At 72.1% G+C, this 25,815-nt stretch carries 25 protein-coding genes and 1 riboswitch; of the genes, 15 read left to right on the forward strand and 10 right to left on the reverse strand.

Translation table 11 applies throughout. The features are described 5' to 3' along the window. Window positions 1-21: 21 nt before the first annotated feature. The gene (locus tag ACZ4E1_RS16020) at window positions 22-1,410 is read left to right on the forward strand and encodes a M1 family metallopeptidase (RefSeq protein WP_467539713.1); all 1,389 of its coding nucleotides are present in this window, start codon (window positions 22-24) and stop codon (window positions 1,408-1,410) included. A gap of 28 nt (window positions 1,411-1,438) precedes the next feature. Here ACZ4E1_RS16020 and ACZ4E1_RS16025 read toward each other — a convergent pair whose 3' ends face one another. After that, the gene (locus ACZ4E1_RS16025; protein WP_467539966.1) at window positions 1,439-3,001 is read right to left on the reverse strand and encodes a M4 family metallopeptidase; all 1,563 of its coding nucleotides are present in this window, start codon (window positions 2,999-3,001) and stop codon (window positions 1,439-1,441) included. Between the two features lie 318 nt (window positions 3,002-3,319). On the opposite strand from ACZ4E1_RS16025, the gene ACZ4E1_RS16030 reads away from it, so the two are divergent. Both ACZ4E1_RS16030 and ACZ4E1_RS16035 read left to right on the forward strand, forming a co-directional pair. After that, the gene (locus ACZ4E1_RS16030; protein ID WP_467539714.1) at window positions 3,320-4,105 is read left to right on the forward strand and encodes a dienelactone hydrolase family protein; all 786 of its coding nucleotides are present in this window, start codon (window positions 3,320-3,322) and stop codon (window positions 4,103-4,105) included. Window positions 4,106-4,195: 90 nt separating this feature from the next. Next, on the forward strand, window positions 4,196-4,468 hold the full coding sequence (locus ACZ4E1_RS16035) for a DUF1876 domain-containing protein (RefSeq protein ID WP_467539715.1): 273 nt from the start codon (window positions 4,196-4,198) through the stop codon (window positions 4,466-4,468). Between the two features lie 8 nt (window positions 4,469-4,476). On the opposite strand, the gene ACZ4E1_RS16040 is transcribed toward ACZ4E1_RS16035, so the two are convergent. Both ACZ4E1_RS16040 and ACZ4E1_RS16045 read right to left on the reverse strand, forming a co-directional pair. Then, window positions 4,477-4,989 (reverse strand): GNAT family N-acetyltransferase, encoded by a 513-nt coding sequence (locus ACZ4E1_RS16040; RefSeq protein WP_467539716.1) that lies wholly within the window; start codon window positions 4,987-4,989, stop codon window positions 4,477-4,479. Next, window positions 4,983-5,717, reverse strand: coding sequence for a class I SAM-dependent methyltransferase (locus ACZ4E1_RS16045; protein WP_467539967.1), 735 nt, complete (start codon window positions 5,715-5,717; stop codon window positions 4,983-4,985). The genes ACZ4E1_RS16040 and ACZ4E1_RS16045 overlap by 7 nt, the downstream gene beginning before the upstream one ends. A 453-nt stretch (window positions 5,718-6,170) precedes the next feature. Here ACZ4E1_RS16045 and ACZ4E1_RS16050 point away from each other — a divergent pair, with 453 nt between their 5' ends. The 3 genes from ACZ4E1_RS16050 to ACZ4E1_RS16060 all read left to right on the forward strand — a co-directional run bounded on the left by ACZ4E1_RS16050 (window position 6,171) and on the right by ACZ4E1_RS16060 (window position 9,203). Continuing rightward, window positions 6,171-6,788, forward strand: coding sequence for a LysE family transporter (locus ACZ4E1_RS16050; RefSeq protein WP_467539717.1), 618 nt, complete (start codon window positions 6,171-6,173; stop codon window positions 6,786-6,788). 83 nt (window positions 6,789-6,871) lie between these two features. Then, window positions 6,872-7,954 (forward strand): DNA polymerase III subunit beta family protein, encoded by a 1,083-nt coding sequence (locus ACZ4E1_RS16055; protein WP_467539718.1) that lies wholly within the window; start codon window positions 6,872-6,874, stop codon window positions 7,952-7,954. Between the two features lie 16 nt (window positions 7,955-7,970). Then, on the forward strand, window positions 7,971-9,203 hold the full coding sequence (locus tag ACZ4E1_RS16060; protein ID WP_467539719.1) for an MFS transporter: 1,233 nt from the start codon (window positions 7,971-7,973) through the stop codon (window positions 9,201-9,203). A 107-nt stretch (window positions 9,204-9,310) separates the two neighbouring features. Here the strand turns inward: ACZ4E1_RS16060 and ACZ4E1_RS16065 are convergent, their stop codons facing one another. Continuing rightward, on the reverse strand, window positions 9,311-9,886 hold the full coding sequence (locus tag ACZ4E1_RS16065; RefSeq protein WP_399130507.1) for a TerD family protein: 576 nt from the start codon (window positions 9,884-9,886) through the stop codon (window positions 9,311-9,313). 170 nt (window positions 9,887-10,056) lie between these two features. Here ACZ4E1_RS16065 and arfB point away from each other — a divergent pair, with 170 nt between their 5' ends. After that, entirely contained in the window at window positions 10,057-10,482 is a 426-nt protein-coding gene (arfB, locus tag ACZ4E1_RS16070) for an alternative ribosome rescue aminoacyl-tRNA hydrolase ArfB (protein ID WP_467539720.1), read from the forward strand. A 249-nt stretch (window positions 10,483-10,731) separates the two neighbouring features. Here the strand turns inward: arfB and ACZ4E1_RS16075 are convergent, their stop codons facing one another. Beyond that, complete coding sequence (locus tag ACZ4E1_RS16075) at window positions 10,732-11,316, reverse strand: flavin reductase family protein (protein ID WP_467539968.1); 585 nt, start codon at window positions 11,314-11,316, stop codon at window positions 10,732-10,734. 327 nt (window positions 11,317-11,643) lie between these two features. On the opposite strand from ACZ4E1_RS16075, the gene cdgB reads away from it, so the two are divergent. Both cdgB and ACZ4E1_RS16085 read left to right on the forward strand, forming a co-directional pair. After that, window positions 11,644-13,329: a diguanylate cyclase CdgB gene (gene cdgB / locus ACZ4E1_RS16080; protein WP_467539721.1), complete on the forward strand. Its 1,686-nt coding sequence runs from the start codon at window positions 11,644-11,646 to the stop codon at window positions 13,327-13,329. 109 nt (window positions 13,330-13,438) lie between these two features. Next, window positions 13,439-14,392 carry a carbohydrate-binding protein gene (locus ACZ4E1_RS16085; RefSeq protein WP_467539722.1) on the forward strand — a complete coding sequence of 318 codons (954 nt, stop codon included), beginning with the start codon at window positions 13,439-13,441 and terminating at the stop codon, window positions 14,390-14,392. A 19-nt stretch (window positions 14,393-14,411) separates the two neighbouring features. On the opposite strand, the gene ACZ4E1_RS16090 is transcribed toward ACZ4E1_RS16085, so the two are convergent. The 3 genes from ACZ4E1_RS16090 to ACZ4E1_RS16100 all read right to left on the reverse strand — a co-directional run bounded on the left by ACZ4E1_RS16090 (window position 14,412) and on the right by ACZ4E1_RS16100 (window position 17,600). Next, window positions 14,412-15,344, reverse strand: a complete 933-nt coding sequence (locus ACZ4E1_RS16090; RefSeq protein WP_467539723.1) for a 1-phosphofructokinase family hexose kinase — start codon at window positions 15,342-15,344, stop codon at window positions 14,412-14,414. Between the two features lie 133 nt (window positions 15,345-15,477). Then, entirely contained in the window at window positions 15,478-16,623 is a 1,146-nt protein-coding gene (gene nagA / locus ACZ4E1_RS16095) for an N-acetylglucosamine-6-phosphate deacetylase (RefSeq protein ID WP_467539724.1), read from the reverse strand. After that, on the reverse strand, window positions 16,623-17,600 hold the full coding sequence (locus ACZ4E1_RS16100) for an ROK family protein (protein WP_467539725.1): 978 nt from the start codon (window positions 17,598-17,600) through the stop codon (window positions 16,623-16,625). The genes nagA and ACZ4E1_RS16100 overlap by 1 nt, the downstream gene beginning before the upstream one ends. Window positions 17,601-17,896: 296 nt before the next feature. On the opposite strand from ACZ4E1_RS16100, the gene ACZ4E1_RS16105 reads away from it, so the two are divergent. From ACZ4E1_RS16105 to otsB, 3 genes are all read left to right on the forward strand, one after another. Next, complete coding sequence (locus tag ACZ4E1_RS16105; RefSeq protein WP_467539726.1) at window positions 17,897-19,165, forward strand: ABC transporter substrate-binding protein; 1,269 nt, start codon at window positions 17,897-17,899, stop codon at window positions 19,163-19,165. A gap of 10 nt (window positions 19,166-19,175) precedes the next feature. After that, entirely contained in the window at window positions 19,176-19,412 is a 237-nt protein-coding gene (locus tag ACZ4E1_RS16110) for a DUF3263 domain-containing protein (RefSeq protein WP_467539727.1), read from the forward strand. A gap of 72 nt (window positions 19,413-19,484) precedes the next feature. After that, entirely contained in the window at window positions 19,485-20,315 is an 831-nt protein-coding gene (gene otsB, locus ACZ4E1_RS16115) for a trehalose-phosphatase (protein ID WP_467539728.1), read from the forward strand. A gap of 247 nt (window positions 20,316-20,562) precedes the next feature. On the opposite strand, the gene ACZ4E1_RS16120 is transcribed toward otsB, so the two are convergent. Further along, window positions 20,563-21,945 (reverse strand): alpha,alpha-trehalose-phosphate synthase (UDP-forming), encoded by a 1,383-nt coding sequence (locus ACZ4E1_RS16120; protein ID WP_467539729.1) that lies wholly within the window; start codon window positions 21,943-21,945, stop codon window positions 20,563-20,565. Between the two features lie 61 nt (window positions 21,946-22,006). Continuing rightward, complete coding sequence (locus ACZ4E1_RS16125) at window positions 22,007-22,981, reverse strand: glucosyl-3-phosphoglycerate synthase (protein ID WP_467539730.1); 975 nt, start codon at window positions 22,979-22,981, stop codon at window positions 22,007-22,009. Between the two features lie 164 nt (window positions 22,982-23,145). After that, window positions 23,146-23,301, forward strand: a riboswitch (SAM riboswitch). Between the two features lie 18 nt (window positions 23,302-23,319). Between ACZ4E1_RS16125 and thrC the strand changes: the two genes are divergently transcribed. The 3 genes from thrC (at window position 23,320) to ACZ4E1_RS16140 (ending at window position 25,606) form a co-directional block, all read left to right on the forward strand. Next, complete coding sequence (gene thrC, locus ACZ4E1_RS16130; RefSeq protein WP_467539731.1) at window positions 23,320-24,630, forward strand: threonine synthase; 1,311 nt, start codon at window positions 23,320-23,322, stop codon at window positions 24,628-24,630. 45 nt (window positions 24,631-24,675) lie between these two features. Then, on the forward strand, window positions 24,676-24,951 hold the full coding sequence (locus ACZ4E1_RS16135; protein WP_399130495.1) for a MoaD/ThiS family protein: 276 nt from the start codon (window positions 24,676-24,678) through the stop codon (window positions 24,949-24,951). Between the two features lie 448 nt (window positions 24,952-25,399). Then, window positions 25,400-25,606, forward strand: coding sequence for a cold-shock protein (locus tag ACZ4E1_RS16140; protein ID WP_005486335.1), 207 nt, complete (start codon window positions 25,400-25,402; stop codon window positions 25,604-25,606). The last annotated feature ends 209 nt before the right edge of the window (window positions 25,607-25,815 follow it).

Genomic DNA, 25,815 nt, shown 5'->3' on the forward strand with positions numbered 1-25,815 from the left:
CCCGCGCCATAGGATCACGGGGTGCGCACCCCCCGCCTCCCCGTGATCCTCCTGGCGCTGGCCGCGACGGTCGGCTGCGGCGGCGTGCACGGCACGCCCGGCGGTTCCGGGCTGCGCGACCCCTACTTCCCCCGGGCCGGCAACGGCGGCTACGACGTCAGGCACTACGCCCTCGACCTCGACTACGACCCGTCCACGCACCGGCTGACCGGCACCGCCGTCATCACCGCGCGGGCCACCAAGGACCTCAGCGCCTTCGACCTCGACCTCGACGGAATGACCGTGCGCGGCGCCACCGTCGACGGCGACCGGGCCGTGGTCAGCCGCACCGGCACCGAGCTGACGGTCCGGCCGCGCGACGAACTGCGCGAGGGCCGTACCTTCCGTACCACCGTCCGCTACGACGGCGAGCCCGTCACCATCACCGACCCGGACGGCTCCCAGGAGGGCTGGCTGCGCACCGCCGACGGCGCCCTCGGCCTCGGCGAACCCACCGGGTCCATGGCCTGGTACCCCGGCAACCACCACCCGTCCGACAAGGCGACGTACGACATCACCGTCACCGTCCCCAAGAGCGTGCAGGCGATATCGAACGGGGAGCTGCGCGGCCGGAAGGACACCGCGGACGGCCGCCGCACCACCTGGTCCTGGCACGTGGCCCAGCCCATGGCCAGCTACGTCACCACGCTCGCCGTCGGCCGCTTCACCACGCGGGAGAGCCGCACCCCGGACGGGATACCCATCTACACGGCCGTCGACCCGACACAGGCGGGCATGAGCGGGAAGGTCCTCGCGCGGCTCCCGGAGATAGTGGACTGGGAGACGAGGACGTTCGGCTCCTATCCCTTCGGCTCCACCGGCGCGATCATCGACCGGGACGGGGACTCGGGCTACGCCCTGGAGACCCAGAACCGCCCGGTCTTCCCCGGCACCCCCAGCGTCGGCACCCTCGTCCACGAGCTCGCCCACCAGTGGTACGGCGACAGCGTCACCCCGAAGACCTGGCGCGACATGTGGCTCAACGAGGGCTTCGCCACGTACGGGGAGTGGCTGTGGGAGGAGCACGACGGCGGCGACACCGTCCAGCAGACCTTCGACGACCGCTGGTCCACCCCGGCCTCGGACCCCATCTGGGCCTTCCCGCCCGCGCACCCGCCGGACGCCGCGCACATATCGGACCCGCCCGTCTACGACCGGGGCGCGATGGTCCTGCACGAGGTCCGCCGGGTGATCGGCGACCGCGCCTTCTTCGCCCTTCTCAAGTCCTGGCCCGCCGACCACCGGTACGGCAATGCGGACACGGCCGACTTCACGCGGTACGTGGAACGGCGCAACCCCGGCAAGGAGAAGGCCCTTGCCGGGGTCTGGGAGGACTGGCTCTACGGCTCCGGGAAGCCGCAGAGCCCCTGACCGCGGATCAACTCGCGGTGCTGCGCACTTAGTTGACGTTCACGGCGGCCCAGGTCGCGGCGACCGCGGCCCGCTCGGGGCTGCTCGCCCCGTACAGGTCGGAGGCCGCCTGGAGGGTGGCCGTGCGGGCGCCCGCGTAGTTGGTCGTGGACGTCATGTACGTCGACAGGGCCTTGTACCAGATCTGCAGGGCCTTGTCCCGGCCGATGCCGGTGAGCGTCGAGTTGTTGTACGTGGGCGAGTTGTAGGAGACGCCGTTGACGGTCTTGGCGCCGCTGCCCTCGCTCAGCAGGTAGAAGAAGTGGTTGGCGACGCCCGACGAGTAGTGCACGTCGAGGCTGCCGACCCGCTTGTTCCAGTAGTCGGCGCTGGCGCCGTCCTTGCTGGGCTTGTCCATGTAGCGCAGCGGCGAGCCGTCACCGTTGATGTCGATCTTCTCGCCGATGAGGTAGTCGCCCGGGTCGGCGGCGGTGTTGGAGTAGAACTCCACGCCGGTGCCGAGGATGTCGGAGGTGGCCTCGTTCAGACCGCCCGACTCGCGGCTGTAGTTGAGCTTCGCCGTGGCGGCGGTGAGGCCGTGGCTCATCTCGTGGCCGGCCACGTCGAGCGAGGTCAGCGGGTGCGAGTTGCCGATGCCGTCGCCGTAGGTCATGCAGAAGCAGCTGTCGTCCCAGAACGCGTTGACGTACGCGCTGCCGTAGTGGACGCGGGAGTAGGCGGCCTTGCCGTCACCGGCGATGCCGTTGCGGTTGAAGGCCGTTTTGTAGAAGTCCCAGGTCTCGGCGGCGCCGTAGGCGGCGTCGACGCCGGCGGTCTGGCGGTTGGCGGCGGTGCCGTCGCCCCACGTGTCGTCGGCGTCGTGGAAGAGGGTGCCGGTGCCGGACGTGCCGCCGTTGAGGTCGTACGTCTTGTGGCCGCCGCGCGCACCGTCGAGCAGGTCGTAGCCGCCGGAGGCGGCCGTGGTGCCGAGAGTGACGGTGCCGCTGTACTCGCTGACGCCCGTGCCGGTCTCGATGGCCTGGTACGAGAAGAGCTTCTTGCCGCTGGCGGCGTCGGTGACGACGTGCAGCTCGCTCGGCGTGCCGTCCTTCTGCTTGCCCGTGACGACGCTCTCGTAGGCGAGGACGGGGGCCTTGGCCGGGTTGCCGGCCCAGACGACCTTGCGGGTGGAGTTCGCGGCGGCGCCCTTGATGGAGCTGTCGGCGGCGACGGCGGCCTTCTTGGCCGACGCGGTGCTGAGACCGGCGTCCGTCGAGGCCACGGCTATCGAGCCCTTGCGCGCCTTGGTGGAGCCCTTCAGGTCACCGTTCTTCGCCGTGTGGACGACGAGGTCGCCGCCCAGGACGGGCAGGCCCTCGTACGTGCGCTCGTAACGGGTGTGCGTGGTGCCGTTCGCGTCCTTGATGACGTCACGGGCGACGAGCTTCTCGCCGGCCGGGAGCTTCAGGTCACGTGCGGTGGAGCTTGCGTCGGCCTGAGCGTCCTTGAGGGCGGTGGCCCGCTGGGACGCGCTGAGGGGGAGCGCGGTGGCGCCGGCCGCACGGTCGGCGGCATTGGCCGTGGTGCCGGCCTGAACGCCGATGACGACCATCGCGGCAGAGGCGACGAGGGCGGCGACGCGGGGAGCGGTGGAGCGGTGAGTCACTCGAACTCCTTCAAGTACCCGGTGGGGAAGGGTGCGTGGGGGGTAGCGGGGAGAGAGTGACATCAGTTGACTCGTGTTTGACAGGACGCCATCAAGATTTTGCCAGTTCATGTCCGATTGGACTGGCTCAATGTCCGGTAATCGACGCCACGCGCGCGCAGGAACGGCCGTGCGCGGCGCAGAAGTTGGGGGCGAAAACGGCTGGGGCGGAGGTCTGTTGATCCACTACGCTCGGGCGGCATGACAACCGGGACGACAGGAAACATGCCCGTCGAAAACGCCGAACCCATCGAAACCACCGAAACCACCGAAACCACCGAAGGTGTCGAGACCGCGACCCTGGGCATCCCCACCGCCGACGGCACGGCGGACGCGTTCGCCGCGTTCCCCGCCGCGGACGGCCCGCACCCCGGGATCCTGATGTACCCGGACGGACTGGGCATCCGGCCCGTACTGCGCGAACTGGCCCGTGAGTTGGCGAGCCACGGCTACTACGTCCTGGTCCCCAACGTCTTCTACCGGCACGGCCCCACCCCGGTGATCGAACTCCCCGAGCACATCGGGGCGGCGGAGCGACCGCAGGTCATGAGCCAGGTGATGCCGCTGATCGAGGCGCTCGACGCGGAGCGCGTACGGGCCGACGCCGAGGCGTATCTCCACTTCCTCGGCGCTCGACCCGAGGTGAGCGCGGGCCCGGTCGGGGTCACGGGCTACTGCTTCGGCGGGCTGCTCGCGGTCCGCGCCGCGGTGGCGTTCCCGGAGCGGGTGGCCGCCCTGGCCGCGTTCCACGCCCCGGTCGCCGCCGATGGCACCGCCCCCCTGGCCGCGATCACCGCCCCGGTCCACTTCGGCCACGCCGCGAGCGACCTCACCCCCGAGGCCCTGAAGGACCTCGACGAGGCCCTCACCGAGGCGGGCCTGGACCACACGTCCGAGATCTACCCGGACACGGAACACGGCTTCACGATGCGCGACACGGACGCCTTCAGCGAGGCGGGCCTGACACAGCACTGGGCCCGCCTGCTGCCGTTGCTGGAGCGGGCCTTCTGATCCCGGCCGGGGCCGGGATGCGGGCGGGCTTCGGTGGTGGGAGCGTGGAGAGTGAGGCGCGGTGTGCGCTTCGACCACAGGAGGTCTGTCATGACGACCAGGACCACGTGGAACGCCCAGATCGACATCACCGAAGAGGGCAGCAAGGTCACCGCCGACGCCACCTTGATCGGCAAGGGTGGGGAGCGGATGGTGGGGCACGGCGTCGCCCGCTGCAATCCGGCGGACCAGAACGACCCCGTGATCGGTGACGAGCTCGCGGCGGCCCGGGCGCTGTCGGATCTCACCGGCAAGCTGTCCGAACACGCCGCGCGGGACATCGAGTCCCACACCCACAACCCGGTGACCGGCTCCCTGGTCTGAGCCCCGGCTCAGAGTTCCTTGCGCAGGACCCGGCAGTCGCGGCCCAGGTCGCGGTCCTTGCGGCGGTCGATCTCCTCGTAGCCGAGGGACGTCCAGAACGCCTGGGCCTTCGGGTTGTTCTCCAGGACGGCCAGGCGCAGGGCCGCGCGGCCGGCGTCGCGGAAGTGGTCCTCGACCGCCCGGGCCGCGGCGCGGCCGTGCCCCGAGCGGTGCTCGCGCGCGTCGACCAGGAGCAGGCCCAGCCAGGGATCGGGGTCGGCCGGGTCGGGGTGGTGGGCCATCGTCAGGGCCAGCGCCACGACCCGGCCGCCGGAACGGGCGAGGAACGCCTCGGCGCCGGGCTGGGAGAGATCGTCCGCGAGGGCCGCCGCGACCTGCTCCGTCGTGATCGCGTCCGGATCCGGGAAGTCCCCGCTGAGCGCGAAGAACTCCCGGTTGGACGCGTACAGTTCCGTGATCTCGGTGAGCAGCTCACCGGGCAGGGCGTGTTCGGGACCGGGGTCGAGCGATTCGATCAGCACGCGTCGAGGGTAGACGCGGCGGGCGCGACCGGGCGGCGGAACAGGGCCGTCCACAGGAACGCCTCGCCGAACAGCGGCGACTCGGGCGGCTCGTCCCGCATCCGGCGCAGCTCGACCTCGGTCAGGTCCGCGAAGATCCCGCGCAGCGCGTCCGGGGTGAAGGCGAGCCCGCCCTGGAGGTCGCGGGCGCGGTACAGCTCCGCGTCGGACAGCTCCGAGCCCATCGCGCCGGACGCGAAACAGGTCAGCGCGAGATGCCCGCCCGGAGCCAGCACCCGGTCGAGCAGGGCCAGATAGCTGATGCGGCGGTGCGGCGGCAGATGGTGCAGGCACCCCGAGTCCACGATCAGGTCGTACGGTCCGACGAGCTCCGCGCCGGCGTCCCCGAACGCGTCCCCGCACACGAAGCGCACCCCGGCCCCGGACTCCCGGTCCCGCTCCCGCGCCCAGTCCAGCGCGACCGGAGACAGATCGACCGCGTCCACCTCGAAGCCCCGGGACGCGAGGAAGAGTGCGTTGCGCCCTGGACCGCAGCCGAGATCCAGCGCGCGGCCCGGCGCGATCAGACCGCGATCGAGATGGCCGGCCAGGTTCTCGTCCGGCTTCGGCACGAAGAACGGCACCGGCTTCGAACGGTCGGCGTAGAAGTGCTCCCAGAACCCCGCGCCGTCCCCGGTGGTCGGCCGCCCGCCGTCCGCCCCCGCGAACAGCCCGTCCAGGAGCGCCATGACGTCGTCGACCGTGCGCACGTCCCGGCCCGACCGAGCCGCCCCGCCTGCCTGTTCCACCGCGTTCACATGGCCCTCCCCGCCGTCGGTCACCGTGCGCCGAGACTACGGTCGGGCAGGGCGAAAGGCCAGGTCAGCGCCTGTCCGCGGAAGGCGTGGAGGAGTCGGTGGGCGGCGCATGGCCGCACGCCCACAACCGCCCCCGCACCCTGGGGCCGGAGCCCCGCCAGGCCCCCGTGGAGGGTCGGGGAGGGGGCGTTCGAGCGGGCGGGTGGCGCGGTTTTCCGGCTCCGTCGGACCCACGGCCGTAAACCCGTTGCGCCGGCCCCGCGCCGAGCCCCACCATGCCCGCGTGACCACTTCCACGTACACCCCGCGCCCCCTGTCCGCCGCGACCACCGCGCGGCGACAGCAGCAGGCGCGCCCGGGGCGGAGGCCGATCCCGCCCGTCGCGTGAGCGGGGCACTGGTCGCGGGGCTGCTCGCCGGGTACGGGATCGCCGTACCGGTCGGCGCCGTGTCGGCCTACCTCGTGTCCCTGACCGCCCGCACCGACCTGCGGACGGGCGCCTGCGCGGCCCTCGGCGTCGCCACCGCCGACGGCCTCTACGCCGTCGCGGCGGTCGGCGGCGGCGCGGCCCTCACCCCGCTCGTCGAAGGCATCCGCACCCCGCTGCGCTGGGGCTCCGTCGTCGTCCTGCTCGCCCTCGCCGCGCACACGGCGGTGACGGCGCTCCGGCGGCGCGGCGACCCCGGCCGGGACGGGCCCGCGGGCCTCGCACCCGCCCGTGCCTACCTCGGCCTCCTCGGCATCACGCTCCTCAACCCCATGACCGTCGTCTACTTCACCGCCCTCGTCCTGGGCGACACGGACACCGTCACCGGGAGCGGGCAACGCGCCCTGTTCGCGCTCGCCGCGTTCACCGCCTCCGCCAGCTGGCAACTCCTGCTCGCGGCCGGCGGCGCCCTCCTCGGCCGCGGCCTCACCGGCCCCCGCGGCCGGCTGGTGACCGCGTGCGCGTCGACGGTGCTCATCGCGGGTCTCGCGGTGCGGCTGGCGCTGACGGGTTAGCGCGACGGGATAGAAGGGGGTGCCGGGCCCGGGTTGACCCTCGACCTGGTGCAGGGCCCAGAGTCCCCGGTGTGGAGAGCGACATGCGCAGCATTGGTGAGGTGGGCCGGGAGAGCGGGCTCGGGGTGAGTGCCCTGCGGTTCTACGACCGCGCGGGCGTGCTCGTCCCGGCCTGGGTGGATCCGGTGAGCGGGTACCGCTGGTACACGGACGGCCAGCTCGACGAGGCCCGGCTGCTCGCCAGGCTGCGCCGGGCCGGGATGCCGCTGGCCGACATCCGGCTGGTGACGGCCGGCTGGTCGGGCGCCGACTCCGATCTCGTACGGCAGCTGCTCGACGCGCACCTGCGCCGGCTCGAACAGGGGCTCGCGACGGCACGCGAGGAGTTCTCCGCACTCCGGTCACTGCTCGCATCGAGGGAGAACTCCATGGACCCGACCACGACGACGACCGTCGGCACCGCACGCACGCAAGTGACCCTGGCCGCGCGGGGGTTGGCGGAGGCCGTCGACGCCGTCCGGTTCGCCGTGAGCGCCGACCGTGAACTGCCCGTGCTGGGCGGCGTGCTGTTCGACATCGAGGGCGACGGGCTGCGCGCCGTCGCCACCGACCGGTACCGGATGGCCGTCGCGCGGGCGGCCGTCACCGGGCACGAAGGGGGCCGCACGCAGGTCGTCGTGCCCGCCGCGCTCGCCGACGCGATGCGCGCCCTGTCCGTCGGCGACGCCCCGGTGCGGCTCACCGTCGAGGACGGCCGCGTCGCGCTGGAGGCGGGGGACCGGCAGACGGCCGGGCGGGCCGTCGAGCACGACTTCCCCGACTACCGGCGGCTGCTCCCGCCCGGCGGAGGGCGCCGCGCGCTCGTCGACGTCGCCGCCTTCCGCACGGCCCTGGAGGCCGGCCCCGTACGGTTCGACGAGGCCGGGGAGCACGAGCTCAGCGTGCTCCGCGTGGCGGACGACGGCACCGTGAGCCTGTGCGCCGAGGGGGAGAACGACGCGGAGTGCGTCGCGGTCAACCGGGCGTACCTCCTGGACGCGCTGGCCGCCGGGGGCCGGGACCGGCTGGTCCTCGAACTCGCCGCCCCCACCGCGCCGGTGACGATCCGCCGCCCCGACGACGAGGGCACCTTTTCTCTCCTCATGCCCGTCCGCCTTGAGGACTGACACCACCGACCGGGGTGTGCGTCCCCAGGCCCCGGCCGCCCTGCCCCGGGCCTACCTCCTCTGGCTCGGCGGCATCCTCGTCTCGCTCCTCGGCAACGCCGTCTTCTCCTTCGCCCTCGGCTGGGCCGCCGCCGCGCACGGCGGCGCCGTCGCGGGCCTGGCGCTGAGCGCGATCACGCTGCCCCGCGTCCTGCTCCTCCTGGTCGGCGGCGCGGTCGGCGACCGGGTGAGCGCGCGCCGGGTGCTGATCGTGGGCGACGCGGCGATGCTCGTCGGCACGCTGGTCCTGGCCGCCGTCGCGTACCGGCTCGGGACGCCGCCCTGGCTGCTCGTCGCGACCGGCGTCGCCCTCGGGACCGTCGACGCCTTCTATCTGCCGGCCTCCGGATCCATGCCGCGCCGACTCGTCGCCGACGACGCGCAGTTGCCGCGCGCCCTGTCGCTGCGGCAGGCGGGCGGACAGCTGATCGCCATGGGCGGCGGGCCGCTCGGCGGCGTCCTGGTCGGGCTCGCGGGCCTCGTGGGCGCGGCGCTCGTGAACGCGCTCACCTTCGCGTGCGCGCTGCTCGTCCTCGCCGTCGTCCGTCCGCGGGGTCCGGAGGCGACCGGGACGGGCGCCCCGGGCGGCATCCTCCGGCAGGCGGGGGAGGGCGTACGGATCGCGTTCGCGCACCCGGTGCTGCGGCCCGGACTGTGCCTCACCGGGGCCGCCGCGGGCTTCCTGCTGCCGGTCATGGCGCTGCTCGTCCCGCTCCTCGTACGGGAACGGGGCTGGGGCGCGGCCGTCGCCGGGCTGGTGATCGGGGCGCAGGGCGTCGGCATGGTGGCGAGCGCCCTGGTCGTCGTGAAGCGGGGGCCGCTCGGGCCGCCCGGGCTGTTGTCGGCGGCGGCGCTGCTGCCGGCCGCCGCCGGTGTGCTGGGCCTCGCGCTCGCGCCCGGGGCGCCGGCCGCCGTCGGTGCGGGGCTCGTCGTCGGCGTGGGCAGCGGGATCTTCTCCGCGCACATCGCACCGCTGGTCCTCGCGACGGCGCCGGAGAGCCATCTCTCCCGCGTGCAGGCCGTGCTCGTCCTCGTCCAGAGCCTGGCGCTGCTCCTCATGAACGCCGCGCTCGGCGCCTTCGCCGATCTCGCGGGCGCCGGTCTCGCCCTCACCGGATGCGCCGCGCTCCTCGCCTGCACGGCGGTGGCGGGGCTCGCCTCGGGGCCGCTGCGCCGTGACCGTACGGGGTGTGACCGTACGGGGCTGTGACCGACCCTTCTTCGGGGCTGGACACGCGCCGGGCCCCCGGCACGCGTGTGCCGGGGGCCCGGTGATGCTCCGCGCCCGGCGGAGCGAGGTACGTCGGGTCGGACCGATCAGACGTTGACGCCGAAGTCCTGGGCGATGCCGACGAGGCCCGAGGCGTAGCCCTGGCCGACGGCGCGGAACTTCCACTCCGCCCCGTTGCGGTACAGCTCACCGAAGACCATGGCGGTCTCGGTGGCCGCGTCCTCCGAGAGGTCGTAGCGCGCGATCTCGGCGCCACCGGCCTGGTTCAGGATGCGGATGTACGCGTTGCGCACCTGGCCGAAGTTCTGCGAGCGGTTCTCCGCGTCGTAGATGGAGACCGGGAACACGATCTTGTCGACGTCGGCGGGCAGCGCCGCCAGGTTCACCGCGATGGCCTCGTCGTCGCCGGCGCCCTCGCCCGTGCGGTTGTCACCGGTGTGGACGATGGACTGGTCCGGCGTCTGCTTGTTGTTGAAGAAGACGAAGTGGCCGTCCGAGTAGACCTTGCCCTGCGGGTTCACGGCGATCGCCGAGGCGTCGAGGTCGAAGTCGGTGCCGGTGGTGGTGCGGACGTCCCAGCCGAGGCCCACGGTGACGGCGGTCAGGCCCGGAGCCTCCTTGGTGAGCGAGACGTTGCCACCCTTGGACAGGCTTACTGCCATTGTGGGAGTCCTTCCCTCGTTAAGTTGCGCGTGTGCGCGTGCGTACGTAGCCGAAGCTACTCGTACCCCTATGAACGCAACCGGGGTACCCGAGGGTTCCAGGTCTCTTTACTTTCTTTACCGGGGAAAACCGGGTGACGGAGCCCGTACGCGCACGCGACCATGGACGCATGTCCGGTCCTTATCCCATCCGCGGTTCGGTCGTCCTTCCGGAGGCCGAGCTCGTCTGGCGTTTCTCCAGGTCGTCCGGGCCGGGCGGGCAGCATGTGAACACCAGCGACTCGCAGGTGGAGCTGAAGTTCGACCTGGCCGCCACGAAGGCGCTGCCGCCGGTCTGGAAGGAGCGGGCCCTGGAGCGGCTCGCCTCCCGGCTGGTGGGCGGGGTGCTCTCCGTGCGGGCCTCCGAGCACCGCTCCCAGTGGCGGAACAGGGAGACGGCCGCGGTTCGGCTGGCCGCGCTGCTCTCCGAGGCCACTGCGCCGCCGCCGAAGCCGCGCCGGCCCACGAAGATTCCGCGCGGCATCAACGAGCGCCGCCTGCGGGAGAAGAAGGCTCGTGCCGAGACCAAGAGGGGGCGCTCCGCTCGGGACTGGTGACCCGTCGGCGTGTGCCGAGTTTCGGTTTCGTCGCCGGGTGCGGCCCGGTGGGGGCTGGTCGCGCAGTTCCCCGCGCCCCTGGAGATGCGCACTTCGTGCGCGATCTCCATGGGGGCGGTGCCCCATCGGGGAAATGCGGCGCGAAGCGCCATGCATTTCAGGGGCGCGGGGAACTGCGCGACCAGCCCCCACCGGAGCCGCACCCGCCCGGCAAGGGCACCCCGCAGACGAGAAGGCGCAACCCGCGCCCTACCCCAGGTGGCGGTACCGGCCCCGGAAGTACAGGAGCGGGCCCCCCTCGACACTGGGAAGGGCCGCACTCAGGACGCGGCCGATGACCAGCGTGTGGTCCCCGGCGACAACCCGCCGCTCCGTACGGCACTCGAGCGTCGCCAGCGCCCCGCCCACGAGCGGCGCCCCCGTCCGCTCCCCCTTCACGTACGGGATGTCCTCGAAGAGGAGCCGGTCGCTGAGGCGCCCCTTCATGGCGAACCGGCCCGCGATGTGGCTCTGCGACTCCGCGAGGACGGACACCGCCCACAGGGGCTGCTCGTCGAGGAGGTCGTCCATCCGGGAGTCGTTGCGCAGCGAGACGAGGACGAGCGGCGGGTCGAGCGAGACGGACATGAAGGCCGTCGCGGTCATGCCCGCGTACTCGCCGGTCGGGGCGCCCGGGTCGTCCGGGTCGAGGTCGGGCTCGGTCGCGGTCAGCAGGACGACCCCCGCGGCCAGGCGGGACAGGGCGGCGCGGAACTCGTCGTGGGTCACGCCTTCAGCATGCCCGGCGGGGACGCGGGGGGCGGGCGGTACGGGTGCGGCAGGGGGAGTCTTCAACACTCGTACGACGCTAATCGCCCGGAACGGCGCCCCGCATCGGACCCCGGTCCGAGCCAGGACCTAGGTCTCCCGGCGGAACCGGAGGGCTTTTGGTGGAACCGGAGGGCTTCCGGCGGAACCACATCGTCCGTTCAATCGTCCAACCCACGTCGATCACTTGTGACTTGAGTCACAGGGCGCCCTTTTTGTTGACCCTGTGTACCGGGTGAGCTGCTCGCTGTGATTCAGTGGCGGTCGACACTGCGAAATGAACGTGCTGCTGCACGTGCGAACAGAGCCGATGAGAATTCTGGAGTGCTGTCGAGGTCTCGGGGAGAGCTGAGCATGGAGACCGAGTCGGAGCCCTACGTCCGTCTTGCGACCCTGCGTCAGCTGCACCAGGTGATGGCGGACATGAACACCGCCCGCAGCCTGGCCGACACCCTGCAGACCGTCGCCGACGGTGTCGTCACCGGACTCGGCTACGAGCTGGCCTGTGTGAACCTCGTCCGCGGTGACGGAGACCTGGTCGTCGCCGCCTTCTCCGGCAACGCCACCGCAGAGGCCCTGATCACCGGCCGCGTCGGCTCCCGCACCTCCTGGGACCGCAGGCTCGCGATGGGCGAGGCCTGGGGCGAGCTCCGCTTCATCTCGCACACCGAGGGCTGGATCCTCGACGAGGACGACGTCCCGCAGTGGTTCACCGACGGCCCGCCGCCCCGCTTCGAGGACGAGTGGCACCCCGCGGACCGCCTCTTCGCCCCCATGTACGCGACGGGCGCCGCCGGCGGCGAACTGCTCGGCGTCATCTCCGTGGACCGCCCGCGCAACGGGCGGCGACCCGGCGCCTGGGGCCGCGAGGCCCTCCAGATGTACGCCTTCCAGGCCGCCATCGCGATCAGCAACGCCCGGCTGCGGGCCAACATGCAGCGCGCCCTGGTCCGCCTGGAGCGCGAGCAGCAGGCCCTGCGCGCCAGCGAGGAAAGCTTCCGCCAGGCCTTCGAGTACGCGCCCTCCGGGATGGCCATCGCCGAGATGGGCGGCGACCAGCACGGCCGGATCCTGCGCACGAACGACGCGCTGTGCCGCCTCCTCGGCCGCCCCGCCTCCGCGATGCGCCGCTACTCCTTCTCCGACCTCGTGCACCCCGAGGACATCGGCACCCTGCTGCGCACCTCCGCGGAGGGTGGCCGCGCCGAGCTGCGCCTGGCCCGCCGCGACGGCACCTACCTGTGGGTCTCGCTGCGCAACTCGGTCGTGGCCGACGCCGCCGACGGCCCCCGCTTCCTGCTCACCCACGTCGAGGACATCGAGGAGCGCAAGCGGCGCGAGCTGCACCTCGCCCACCGTGCCTCGCACGACTCCCTGACCGGCCTGCCCAACTCCGCGGAGCTGCGCGCCCGCCTCGGCGCCCGGCTGTGCATCCGCCCGCAGGACGGCCGGCCCAGCGCCGTCGACTCGCTCGACGCGGCGTACGGGGACCGGAGCGCCCAGGCGGCGGTCGACTCGAACGGGCACGGCTTCGACTTCGGCGCGATCGTCCCCCACACCTCCGGCCTGTACGACGGGTACGACGGCTTCGACCACCACGTCCACGTCGTGGCCCCCGACGGTGAGGGCGTCGACGACGGCACCAAGGGTCTCGCCGTCCTCTTCTGCGACCTCGACGGCTTCAAGTCGATCAACGACCGCTTCGGGCACAACGCGGGCGACGCCGTCCTCATCGAGGTCGCCCGGCGGCTGACCAGCGGGGTCCGCGACGGGGACACCGTCGCCCGGCTCGGCGGCGACGAGTTCGTGGTGCTCGCCGACGGGCTGTGCCGCGCCGACGCCGAGGACCTCGCGGTCCGTCTGCGCAACGCGATCATTCCCCCGATCCGGGTGGACGGCCGCGCCGTGCGCGTCGGCGCCAGCTTCGGCATCGGCTGGGCCCACTGCGGGATGACGGCCGAGGAAGTGCTCCAGTCCGCAGACCAGCGGATGTACGTGGAGAAAAGATCACGTGCCAAACAGCACAGGCGGGCGGGCTGACCTGGGACGCCCGGCCTCCACCGGTCTCGGTGAGGTCAAGGCCACTCCTTGGGGTGACCCATACCGGGTACGCTCCCCCGGTAAGCACACGTGTAGGGAGTGATCAGGGATGGCGCCCGGCAACAACGGCGCGAGCACCACGCCCGAGGGCGACGACCCGTTCGGCTATCTGTACGCCGACGGTCAGGCGGCCGGGGCGACCCCGCCGGACGGCGGGGGCGGTGGCTACGGCTACCCGAACTCCCGCACCCCCCGCACCTCGTACAACCAGGTCCGCGCGGTCGGCGAGCGCCAGTACGGGCAGCAGGTCCCGCAGCAGCAGCAGACTGCCGCCTACGGCCAGCCGAACGCGCACTACCAGGCGCCCGAGACGATGCACGGTGCTCCGTCGCAGCCCGGCCCGCCCCAGGCGGCCTCGCACGGGCGCGGCTCCGGCGGCCGGGGCTCCGGCGGTCCGAACACGAAGGCGCTGCTGATCGGCGCGGTCGCCGTCGTGGCTGCCGTCGTCATCGGCATCGGCGTGGCCATGCTCGGCAAGGACACGGACGACAAGGGCGGCGAGGCGGGCGGTCAGCCGTCGAGCGGTCCGGCGCAGTCGGTCGAGCCCAGCCAGGAGCCGTCGAAGCAGCCGGCCAAACCGGGCCCCCTGCCCAAGACCGACGCCAAGAAGCTGACGCTGGCCGGTGGCACCTCCATCTCCGCCGAGGTGCCGGGCGCGAAGGCCGCGGGCGGCCAGTACGTCGCGGGCTTCAGCCAGCAGGGCGCGGCCCTGACCTGGACGGTCAGCGGCATCCCGAAGGACGGCCAGTACAAGCTGCACGTCGACTACGGCGTCCCGGGCGAGGACTCCGACGCGACGATCGACGTCAACGGGACGAAGCAGCAGCGCCCGCTGAACATGAAGAACTTCGCGGGCGCCAAGGAAGGCGACTGGGCGAAGGGCTGGACGAACACGTGGGCCATCGTCCAGCTCACCAAGGGGACGAACGCGATCACGATCTCCTGCGACACGGGCAACCAGTGCAACGCCAACTTCGACCGGCTCTGGCTGACCCGCGGCTAGGGTCGTTCGTTCCCGCAGGTCACCCGGCCTGTTCGGCGCGCTCGCGCACCGTGACCTTCGCGAGCAGGTCCTCGTAGGTCGCGCGGTCGAACTCGCCGGCCACCGGCGCCACCACGGTGGCCGCCGACAGGGCGACGGCGCGGGCCAGCCGGTCCGGCCAGGGCAGCTGCTCCACCCAGGCGCTGAGCAGGCCCGCGACGGCCGAGTCGCCCGCGCCCGTCGGGTTGCCGGACAGGCGGTCGGGGGCCGGAGCGCGCCACTCGCCCTCGGGGGTGAGGGCGACCAGGCCCTCCGCGCCCAGTGAGGCGACGACGCTGTGGGCGCCGCGCCTGCGGGCGTCCCGCATCGCGCCGAGGGGCTCGTGCGAGCCCGTCAGCTCGGCCAGCTCGTCCGCGTTCGGCTTCACGAGGTCGGGGCGGGCCGCGATGCCGCGGCGCAGCGGTTCCCCGCTGGTGTCGAGCAGCACGGGCACGGACACGGCGCGCGCGGCCCGCACGAGGGTGGCGTAGGCGCCGACCGGGACGCCCGGCGGGAGGCTGCCGCACAGGGCGACCGCGGACGCGGAGCGCAGCAGCCGCTCGTAGGACTCCTGGAAAGCGGCCCATTCGGCCGGGGTGATCAGCGGTCCCGGCTCGTTGAGCTGGGTCGTGTCGCCGGTCGTGGCGTCGACGACGGCGATCGTGCGGCGGGTCGACCCCGCGACCGGCACCAGCGCGTCCCGCACCCGCTCCGCGCCGCGCAGCCCGTCGCGCACCTGCGCGCCCGTCGGGCCGCCGGCGAAGCCGGTCACGGTGGTCTCGTGGCCGAGCGCGGCGAGCACCCGGGCCACGTTGAGCCCCTTGCCGCCGGGTCGTTCGACGACCTCCGTGACGCGGTGCGAGGCGTGCGGGCGCAGCGCCTTGACGCGGTACGTGATGTCGAGTGCGGTGTTCAGCGTGACCGTGAGGATCATCGGCCCTCACCCCCCGTCGGATACGCGCACGGGCCGCGGCCGTGCGTACTTTCGGTAACGGGGGCCGATCATGCCAAAGAGGCGGCCGTTGGCCCAGCCCTCGGGGCGAGGGCCGGTGCAACGAACAACGATGTCAGGCCAGTTCGGGCTCGACCAGCCACTCGCCCTTGCGCATCACGCCCTTGAGGTCGAACGCCTCGTCCAGGACCACGAGGTCGGCGTCCTTGCCGGGCTCCAGGGAGCCCACCCGGTCGTACACGCCGAGCAGTTGCGCCGGATTGGCGGAGATCGCGCGCACGACGTCCTCGACCGGGATCCGGTCGATCGTCGCGGCCCGCTTGAACGCGCGGTCCAGGGTCAGCGTCGAGCCCGCGATCGAGTTGCCCTCCACCAGGCGCGCCACGCTGTCCTTCACCTCGACCTCCAGCGGGCCGAGCATGTAGCGCCCGTCGCCGAAGCCCGCCGCGTCCATCGCGTCGGTGATGAACGCGACCTTCTCGCCGCCCTTGTGATGGAACGCCAGCTCCAGAGCGGCCGGGTGCAGATGCGTGCCGTCGTTGATGAGCTCGACGGTGATCCGCTCGTCCTCCAGGAGCGCGGCGATCGGCCCGGGCGCGCGGTGGCCGAGGCCCGGCATCGCGTTGTAGAGGTGGGTGGCGACGGTGGCGCCCGCGTCGATCGCCTCGACCGTCTGCTCGTAGGTGGCGTCGGTGTGGCCGATCGCCGCGATCACCCCGTGCTCGGCGAGCAGGCGCACCGAGTCGATGCCGCCGGGCAGCTCGGTGGCGAGCGTGACCATACGGGCCTGGCCGCGCGCGGCGTCGATCAGCTTGCGCACCTCGGCCGGGTCCGGGTCGCGCAGCAGCGTCTCGTCGTGGGCGCCCTTGCGGCACGGGGAGATGAACGGGCCCTCGAAGTGGATGCCCGCGATCTCGCCCTGCTCGGCCAGCTCGGAGAGGATCCCGGCGCGCCGGGTCAGGAAGTCGACCTCGCCGGTCACCAGGGAGGCGACGACGGTCGTGGTGCCGTGCAGGCGGTGCGTCGCGACGCCCTTGAGGACCTCGTCGACGGTGCCGGAGGTGAAGGAGGCGCCGCCGCCGCCGTGGTTGTGCAGGTCGACGAAGCCGGGGACCACCCAGTGGCCGGACAGGTCGAGCGTCTCGGCGGCGTCCGGGGTGACCCCGGCGATCCGTGTGCCGTCGACGACGACGCGTCCGTCGGTGACGGTCCCGGTGGGCAGTACCACCCGGGCACCGGCGAGCACCTTTGCTGTGGCCATCAGGCGGTTACCTCCGTGTTGTCCGTGCTGTCGGCTTCGGCTCTCTCGGGGTGCTCGGTGGTGGCGAGCAGGTCCCAGGCGAGGAGTCCCGCGCCCAGGCATCCGGCGGTGTCCCCGAGGACGGCCGGGACGATGGTGGGGGGCGACTGGAAGGTGACGCGTTCGGCGACCGCGGCCCGCAGGGGTGTGAACAAGGTTTCCCCGGCCTCGGCCAGACCGCCACCGATGATCAGGGTGCGCGGGTCCAGCAGAGTGAGAGCGAGGACCAGTCCGTCGGCGAGGGCGTCCACGGCGTCCTGCCAGACCTTCGCGGCGAGCGGGTCTCCTGCGTCGACGGCCCGGGCGCAGTCCGCGGCGGTGGCCCGCGGGTCGCCGCTCGCCTCCTGCCAGGCCAGGGTGACGGCCGACGCGGAGGCGTAGCGCTCCAGGCAGCCGCGCTGGCCGCAGCCGCAGGGCGTCCCGCCGGGCCGCACGACGACATGGCCGATCTCGCCCGCCGAGCCGTGCGCGCCGGGTTCGATCCGGCCGTCGATGCCGATGGCGCCCGCGATGCCGGTGCCGAGCGGCATGAACAGGAAACGGTCGGCGTCGCGGCCCGCGCCGAGCCGGCCCTCGCCGAGTCCGCCGGTGCGCACGTCGTGGCCGAGGGCGACCGGGATGCCGCCGAGCCGCTCGCTCAGCAGGGTCCGCATGGGCACGTCCCGCCAGCCGAGGTTCGCGGCGAACAGCGCGATGCCCTGCTGTTCGTCGACGACGCCGGGCACGGCGACGCCGGCGGCGACCGCGCTCTCGCCGAAGTGCTCCTCGCCGTACGCGCGCAGTTCGGCGGCGAAGCCGAGGATCGTCTCGACGACCGCGTCCGCGCCGCGCTCGCGCCGCGTCGCGCGGCGCGCCTGGTGCAGGAGCGTGCCGTCCGCCCCGACCAGGGCGGCCTTCATTCCGGTGCCGCCCACGTCCAGGGCGATGACATGTCTCACGGGGGACAGTGTCGCGCGTCCACCCATAAGAGGTCTAGTCCACTAAGGCGCCCACTCGGGGGCGGTTCAAGATCGTCTGGGAGCGCGCTCACGATAAGGGGGCGCGGTCCCCGCAACAACCATGAAAGAACCACAACTTGAGGAATCATGAACTCCGCTTTCGGGCGTACCCTCGTACGGCCGTGTGGCCGACGTCCGAACGCGCGTTTCCGATCCGGCCCGCCTGTGGTGTAGACCTTCTGTCCGAGGGCCGTGGGAGAGACCCGGGGCCGACCGACCAGGGTGGGGGACCGGCAGTGCGCAAGGGGAGGACAGCCCTGACCGCGGGGGCCGCACTGGCCGTAGTGGCCACGTCGTCGCTGCTCACGGGGTGCGGAGCCACAGACTCCGGTGACGTGACGCTGAAGCTCGTCGCCGCCGACTACGGCGACTCCGAGGACAACACCTCGCAGAAGTACTGGGACGCGCTGACCGACGCGTACGAGAAGGACCACCCCGGCGTCCGCGTCGACGTGGAGGTCTACTCCTGGGAAGACGTCGACGCCAAGGTCAAGGCCATGGTCGACGCCGGGGACCCGCCCGACATGGCCCAGGTCGGCGCCTACGCCGACTACGCGGCGGCCGGACAGCTCTACCCCGTCTCCCAACTGCTCTCCGTGCCCGTCCAGGCCGACTTCCTCGGCGAGATGAGCCGGGCCGGCGAGGTCGGCGGCACCCAGTACGGCATGCCGTTCGCCGCCTCCACGCGCCGCCTCTTCTACAACAAGAAGCTCTTCGCGCAGGCCGACATCGAGCCCCCGAAGACCTGGTCCCAGCTGGTCGCCGACGCCCGCGCCCTCAAGGCCAAGGGCGTCACCTACCCCTTCGCGCTGCCGCTCGGCGGCGAGGAGGCCCAGGCCGAGACCCTCATCTGGATGCTCTCCAACGGCGGCGGCTACACCGACAACGTCGGCTCGTACTCCCTCGACACCCCGCAGAACGTCCGCGCCCTGAACTGGCTCAAGGACGACCTCGTCGGCGCCGGACTCACCGGCCCCACCGCCCCCGCGCGCCTCAACCGCACCCCCGCCTTCAAGGCCTTCGCCAACGGCGAGGTCGGCATGCTCTCCGGGCACCCCACCCTCATGAACATGGCCAAGGCCAAGGGCGTCGCCTACGGAGACGTCGCCGTCCCCGGCCCCGACGGCACCCCCAAGAGCCGCATGGGCGTCACCGACTGGATGATGGCCTTCAAGGAAGGCGGCCACGCCAAGGAGGTCGGCGCGTTCCTCGACTTCGTCTACAGCGAGAAGAACGTCCTCGACTTCTCCCGCGAGTACACCGTCGCGCCCGTCACCGTCTCCGCCTCCGACGAGATGCGCGACGCCCCGCAGGACAAGGCCCTCAGCCCCTTCATCGACGAGCTCGCCGGCGCCACGTACTACCCGGCGAACAAGACGTCCTGGCCCGAGATCAGCGCCGAGATCAAGAAGCAGATCGGCGCCACCGTCGGCCCGAACGGCAGCCCCGCGTCCGTCCTCGGCCGGATCCAGAACGAGGCGGCGGCGGCCGAGTCCGCCGAGTAGCGTGGCGGGCATGGACGACATACTCGTACTCGGGGAGCGCGAGAAGGCGCTGCTCGCGTTCGAGGGGCGGAGCTGGCCGTCGCCGGGGGCCAAGGAGCGGGCCATCCGTGAGGAGCTCGACCTCGCCCCCGTGCGCTATTACCAGCTCCTCAACGCCCTCGCCGACGACGAGCGGGCGCTGGCGTACGCCCCCGTGACCGTGAACCGGCTGCGCCGGGTCCGGGAATCGCGGCGCGCGGAGCGGTAGCCGGGAGCCGGGCGCGGCGGCCGGAAATCGCCGGGGTGCGGTACTCGGGCGTACGGCTCTAAGGTCGCCCCTATGGACGCCCCACGGACTGCCGCCGGCCGTGAAGGTCTGGCCGCGCTTCTCGCCCGCCCCGAGCGGAGCGTGATCGCCCTCGACTTCGACGGAACCCTCGCCCCGATCGTCCCCGACCCCGAGCAGGCCCGCGCCCACCCCGACGCCGTCCCCGCGCTCGCCGCCCTCGCGCCCCGCGTCGCCTCCGTCGCCGTCATCACCGGACGCCCCGCCGGCGTCGCCGTCCGCCACGGAGGCTTCGCCGGAGTGCCCGGGCTCGAACACCTCGTCGTCCTCGGCCACTACGGCGCCGAGCGCTGGGACGCCGTCACCGGCACCGTGCACGCGCCCGCGCCGCACCCCGGAGTCGCCGGAGTCCGCTCCGAACTGCCCGGGGTGCTCGAATCGGCCGGCCTGTGGCACGACACGTACGTCGAGGAGAAGGGCCGCGCCGTCGCCGTCCACACGCGCCGCGCCCCCGACCCCCAGGCCGCCTTCGACACCCTCCGCGCCCCGCTCGCCGCCCTCGCCGCCCGCCACGGCCTCGTCGTCGAACCCGGCCGCCTCGTCCTCGAACTCCGCCCGCCGGGTGTCGACAAGGGTGTGGCCCTGACCGAGTACGTTCGCGAGACGGGCGCCGAATCGGTCCTCTACGCCGGCGACGACCTCGGCGACCTCCCCGCGTACGCCGCCGTGGAAAAACTCCGCGCGAACGGCACCCCGGGCCTCCTGGTCTGCAGCGCCAGCGAAGAGGTCCCCGACCTGGCCACCCGAGCCGACCTGACCGTCCCGGGCCCCGCCGGAGTGGCCACCTTCCTGAACTCCCTGGCCAGGGAACTGGGCGCCGCCTAGAAGGCGGTCCCCTGGGGTGCACGGAGTGTGCCTTTCAGGGGCGCGGGGAACTGCGCGAGAAGCCCCACCGGCCGGCGCCTGGCGACGAATCGTCTGCCCCTACGGCGGGGCGTCGTCGCGGCACAGCCAGCTGCCCCCTGGGGTGCACGGAGTGTGCCTTCAGGGGCGCGGGGAACTGCGCGAGAAGCCCCACCGGCCGACACCTGGCGACGATCGCCGGCCCCTACGGCGGGAATCCGCGCCGCGCTCACCCGGCGCGCAGGGCATCCAATTGGTCGAGGAACCATTGCGCGGGCGGCAACGAAGAACCCGCTGCCGCCAAGCGCTCGGCCCGTTCCGAGCGCTCCGCGTCCGGCATGTCCAGCGCCGCCCCGAGCGCGGCAGCGGTCCCGCTCACATCGAACGGGTTCACCCCGATCGCAGCGTCCCCGAGCTCCTCGTACGCCCCCGCCTCCCGCGAGAGCACCAGCGCACACCCGCCCTCGGCGACGAGCGGGATCTCCTTCGCGACGAGGTTCATGCCGTCGCGGATGGGGTTGACCAGGGCGACGTCGGCCATGCGGTACGCCGCCAGCGAGCGCGCGAAGTCGTCCTTCACGTGGAGCACGACCGGCGTCCAACCCTCCGTACCGAAACGGGAGTTGATCGACGCCGCGACCCAGGAGGCCTCCGCCGTGTACTCCTGGTACACCTCCAGGTCCTGCCGCGACGGATACGCGAACGCGAGATGCACGACCCGCTCGCGCCACTCCGGCCGCGTCTCCAGGAGCAGCTCGAAGGCCCGCAGCCCGCGCACGATGTTCTTGGACAGCTCCGTGCGGTCCACCCGCACCACGACCTTGCGCCCCGCGCCCACCTGCTCCCGCAGCGCCGCGAGCCGCTCCTCGACGTCCTCCCGGTGCGCCCGCTCCCGCAGGAACTCCGCGTCGGCCCCGAGCCCGTGCACCCCGATCTCCGTACCGCCGGGCCCGCCCACGATCCGCGTACAGCACTCCGTGAACGCGTCCGCCCAGCGCCGGGTCAGAAAGCCCAGCCGGTCCGCGCCGAGCATCCCGCGCAGGAGCTGCTCCGCGATGTCGTCCGGCAGCATCCGGAACCAGTCGACGGGCGCCCACGGCGTGTGCGAGAAGTGCCCGATGCGCAGGTCGCCGCGGAGTTCGCGGAGCATGCCCGGCACCAGGGCCAGGTGATAGTCCTGGACCACGACGGTCGCACCCGGCGCCGCCCCGTCCGCGAGGGCCCGGGCGAACGCCCGGTTGTACTCCTCGTACGCCGCCCACTGCCGCCGGAACTCCGGCCCGAACGACGGCTCCAGCGGGGTCTGGTACAGCATGTGGTGCACGAACCACAGCACCGAGTTCGCGATCCCGTTGTACGCCGCCGCGTGCACCTCCGGATCGATGTCCAGCATCCGCACACCCGGCTCGGTGATCCCGCGCCGCACCGCCTCCCGGTCCCCGTCGCCGAGCGCCGCGCACACCCACAGCTTGTCGTCGACGGAGCTGAGCGCGGACACGAGCCCGCCCCCGCCCCGCTTGGCCGTGACCGCGCCGTCGTCCCCGACGACGTACGAGACCGGGCCCCGGTTGGACGCGACAAGAACCTCAGCAGCACCAGGAGTGGAAGCCATACGGGCACGCTAGCCCGCCCCGGAAACCCTCAAACGTAACGACGCTCACGCCACCCGACGTTCAGGCCACCCGGCGCTCGCGGTACTCGTCGATCTCCGCCATCGGAGGCCGCTCCTCCGTGTCCACGTCGTGCGTACGCGGCTCGAAGCCCTTGTCGCCGCGCTCGAACTGGGTCAGCACCGGCCGCACCAGATGCCCGCGCGCGAGCCGCAGCTGCGCCGTGCGGTAGATCGCCGCCGCCATCCGGCCGAGCGCCTGCCCGTCCTGGTGCCGGTGCTTCCTGACCCCCACGTCGACCTGCGCGAGCGCGTCCAGGCCCACCGTGTGCAGCGCGTCCACGAGCAGCCCCAGCTCGACCCCGTACCCGACCGGGAACGGCAGCTGTTCGAGCAGCGATCTGCGGGCCGCGTACTCGCCGCCGAGCGGCTGCACGAAACCGGCCAGCCGCGGCCAGTGCAGATTGAGCAGCGGCCGCGCCACCAGCTCGGTCACCCGGCCGCCCTGTCCCGCGGTCCTGCCGGAGGCGGGCTCATCGAACTCGGTACCGAGCGGCCGGTCGTACATCGCCTTCACGAACTGCACGTCCGGGTCGGTGAGCAGCGGCCCGACGATTCCGGACACGAAGTCCGCGGAGAACTCCTTGAGGTCCGCGTCGACGAAGCAGACGATGTCGCCGGAGGTCACGAGGAGCGAGCGCCACAGCACCTCGCCCTTGCCGGGCCGGGCCGGGATCCGCGGCAGGATCGCGTCCCGGTGCACGACCCGCGCGCCGGCCGCCGCCGCGACCTCGGAGGTCCGGTCCGTGGACCCGGAGTCCACCACCACCAGCTCGTCGACCAGCGGCACCGCCTCCGTCATCAGCTCACGCCGGATCACGGACACGATCTGGCCGACCGTCGCCTCCTCGTCGAGCGCGGGCAGCACGACACTCACGGTCTGCCCCGACGCGCGCTTCGCGGCGATCAGCTGGTGCGGCGGCCGGTCCGCCACGGACCAGGAGCGCTCGCCCAGCCAGCGCTCTACCTCTTCCAGCACGGTCGGCTGCTCCTCACTCCGCGTGGTGGTGCGGGACGATTTGTGATCCATCTCGCGGTTCGGACGACTATCTCAAGCGCCCGAGCCGTCGGTTACAGTCTTGAACAAGGCCGGGGACCACCGCATGCCGGGGTCACCGTGAGCCGCGCTCAACAATCGAATACCGCTCATCCAGAGGGGCAGAGGGATACGGCCCGTTGAAGCCCCGGCAACCCTCCAGCCGGTCTCGTAGGACACCGCAACTGTCCATCGCGAGGCTCCCGGCTAGGGAAGGTGCCAAATCCGTCTCACGGCGAGATGCGTCGTGAGGAAGATGAGGAGAAAGGGCCTCGCCTCTCATGGCTGTACAGACTGTCGCCACCGGAACCACCCCCTCCGCGAACGCCGGGAAGACCGTGGACCTCGGTCCCGCCTCGGGCCTCTCCTGCCGCGAGTGCGGTGCGAAGTTCGAGCTCGGCCCGATCTTCGCCTGCGTCGAGTGTTTCGGGCCTCTGGAAGTCGCGTACGACCTTCCCGTCGGCGACCCCGAGGCGCTCCGCAAGCAGATCGAGGCCGGCCCCGCGAACATCTGGCGCTACGCCCCGCTGCTGCCCGTCCCGGCCGACGTCGCCGAGAAGCCCAATCTGAACCCGGGCTGGACCCACCTGGTCAAGGCCGACAACCTGGCCCGTGAACTCGGCGTCGAGCAGGGAAAGCTGTTCGTCAAGGACGACTCCGGCAACCCGACGCACTCCTTCAAGGACCGCGTCGTCGCCCAGGCCATCGAGGCCGCCCGCGCCTTCGGCTTCACCACCCTCTCCTGCTCCTCCACGGGCAACCTGGCGGGCGCCGTCGGCGCCGCCGCCGCCCGCGCCGGCTTCCGCTCCTGCGTGTTCATCCCGCACGACCTGGAGCAGGGCAAGGTCGTCATGGCCGGTGTCTACGGCGGTGACCTCGTCGCCATCGAGGGCAACTACGACGACGTGAACCGCTTCTGCTCCGAGCTCATCGGCGACCCGCTGGGCGAGGGCTGGGGCTTCGTCAACGTGAACCTGCGCCCGTACTACGGCGAGGGCTCCAAGACGCTCGCCTACGAGATCTGCGAGCAGCTCGGCTGGCAGCTCCCGGACCAGCTGGTCATCCCGATCGCGTCCGGTTCGCAGTTCACGAAGATCGACAAGGGTCTGCAGGAGCTCATCAAGCTCGGCCTCGTCGAGGACAAGCCGTACAAGCTCTTCGGTGCCCAGGCCGAGGGCTGCTCGCCGGTCTCCGTTGCCTACAAGGGCGGCCACGACGTCGTCCGCCCGCAGAAGCCGAACACGATCGCGAAGTCGCTCGCCATCGGCAACCCGGCCGACGGGCCGTACGTTCTCGACATCGCGCGCCGCACCGGTGGCGCCGTGGAGGACGTGAACGACGAGCAGGTCGTCGACGCGATCAAGCTGCTCGCGCGGACCGAGGGCATCTTCGCGGAGACCGCCGGCGGTGTGACGCTCGGTGTCACCAAGAAGCTCATCGAGGCGGGCCTCATCGACCCGTCGCTGACGACTGTCGTGCTGAACACGGGTGACGGTCTGAAGACGCTGGACGCCGTCGCGGAGAGCTCTCAGGCCACGGCGACGATCCGGCCGAGTCTCGACGCGTTCCGGTCCGCCGGTCTCGCCGAGTAGTTCCCCGCCCCACTCCTTTTGCCGAAGAACAGCCGAGGTGAACCCATGAGTGTCAACGTCCGGATCCCCACCATTCTCCGTACCTACACGGGCGGGCAGGCCGAGGTGCCGGCCGAGGGCGCGACCCTCGCCGACGTCATCGCCGACCTGGAGAAGAACCACACGGGGATCGCCGCCCGGGTGCTCGACGACCAGGGCAAGCTGCGCCGTTTCGTGAACGTGTACGTGAACGACGACGACGTCCGTTTCGAGCAGGGGCTGGAGACCGTGACGCCGGACGGCGCCGGCGTCTCGATCATTCCCGCGGTCGCCGGCGGCTGATCGCCTCGACCGTCCGGGATTTCCCTGACTTACCCAGAGTTACCAGAATTGCCCCCTCCGCGAGAGAAGCGGAGGGGGCAATTCTGCAGGGTTGAGCGGGGTACAGTTGGGGAAGCTGCTCCGCTCCCGTCCGTGGTGCATGACGGACGCATATGAGTTCTTGAGCGAATCCCGACGAGAAGCAGCCAAAGTGCCCCGCCCATTCGGGCCTTTTACGGCATTTATTCGACCCGACTTGCCCTGGGATCCGGTGAGTTGGCCCGGTTTCCCCGATCGTGCGTGCTCAGAATTCTCGTCCGATTGACCTGTTGCAGAGGGCAGTTGGGCAGATACATTCGGCCGCGGTCGACGCGTTCCGGCGCACACCCCCAACCCTTTGGGGCGTGAGGTCTGACCCGGGTCCGCGAAGTGTGGACTCGCGCAAGGGCCAGTAATAGGGGAGTTAGGCATGGCTCAGGGCACCGTCAAGTGGTTCAACGCGGAGAAGGGGTACGGCTTCATCGCGGTCGACGGTGGTGCGGATGTTTTCGTCCACTACAGCGCCATCCAGATGGACGGATACCGCACCCTTGAAGAGGGTCAGCGGGTCGAGTTCGAGATCTCGCAGGGCCAGAAGGGGCCGCAGGCCGACATGGTTCGGCTTGCCGCCGGCTGAAGCGCGCGCGTCTGACCGCAAGCTTCGTACGACACGAGGGTCCGTGTCCCCGATCGGGGGCGCGGGCCCTTCGTGCTGCCCGGGGGCGGGGCGGGGTGGCGCGCGCAGGCGCAGATCTGTGGTAGCCGCTTGCACTCGCATGGGGCGAGTGCTAATCATTGGGCTTAGCACTCTCCGAGTGAGAGTGACAGAACTTGGATCGGGCCAGT

Source organism: Streptomyces sp. NPDC025806, from assembly GCF_055558275.1.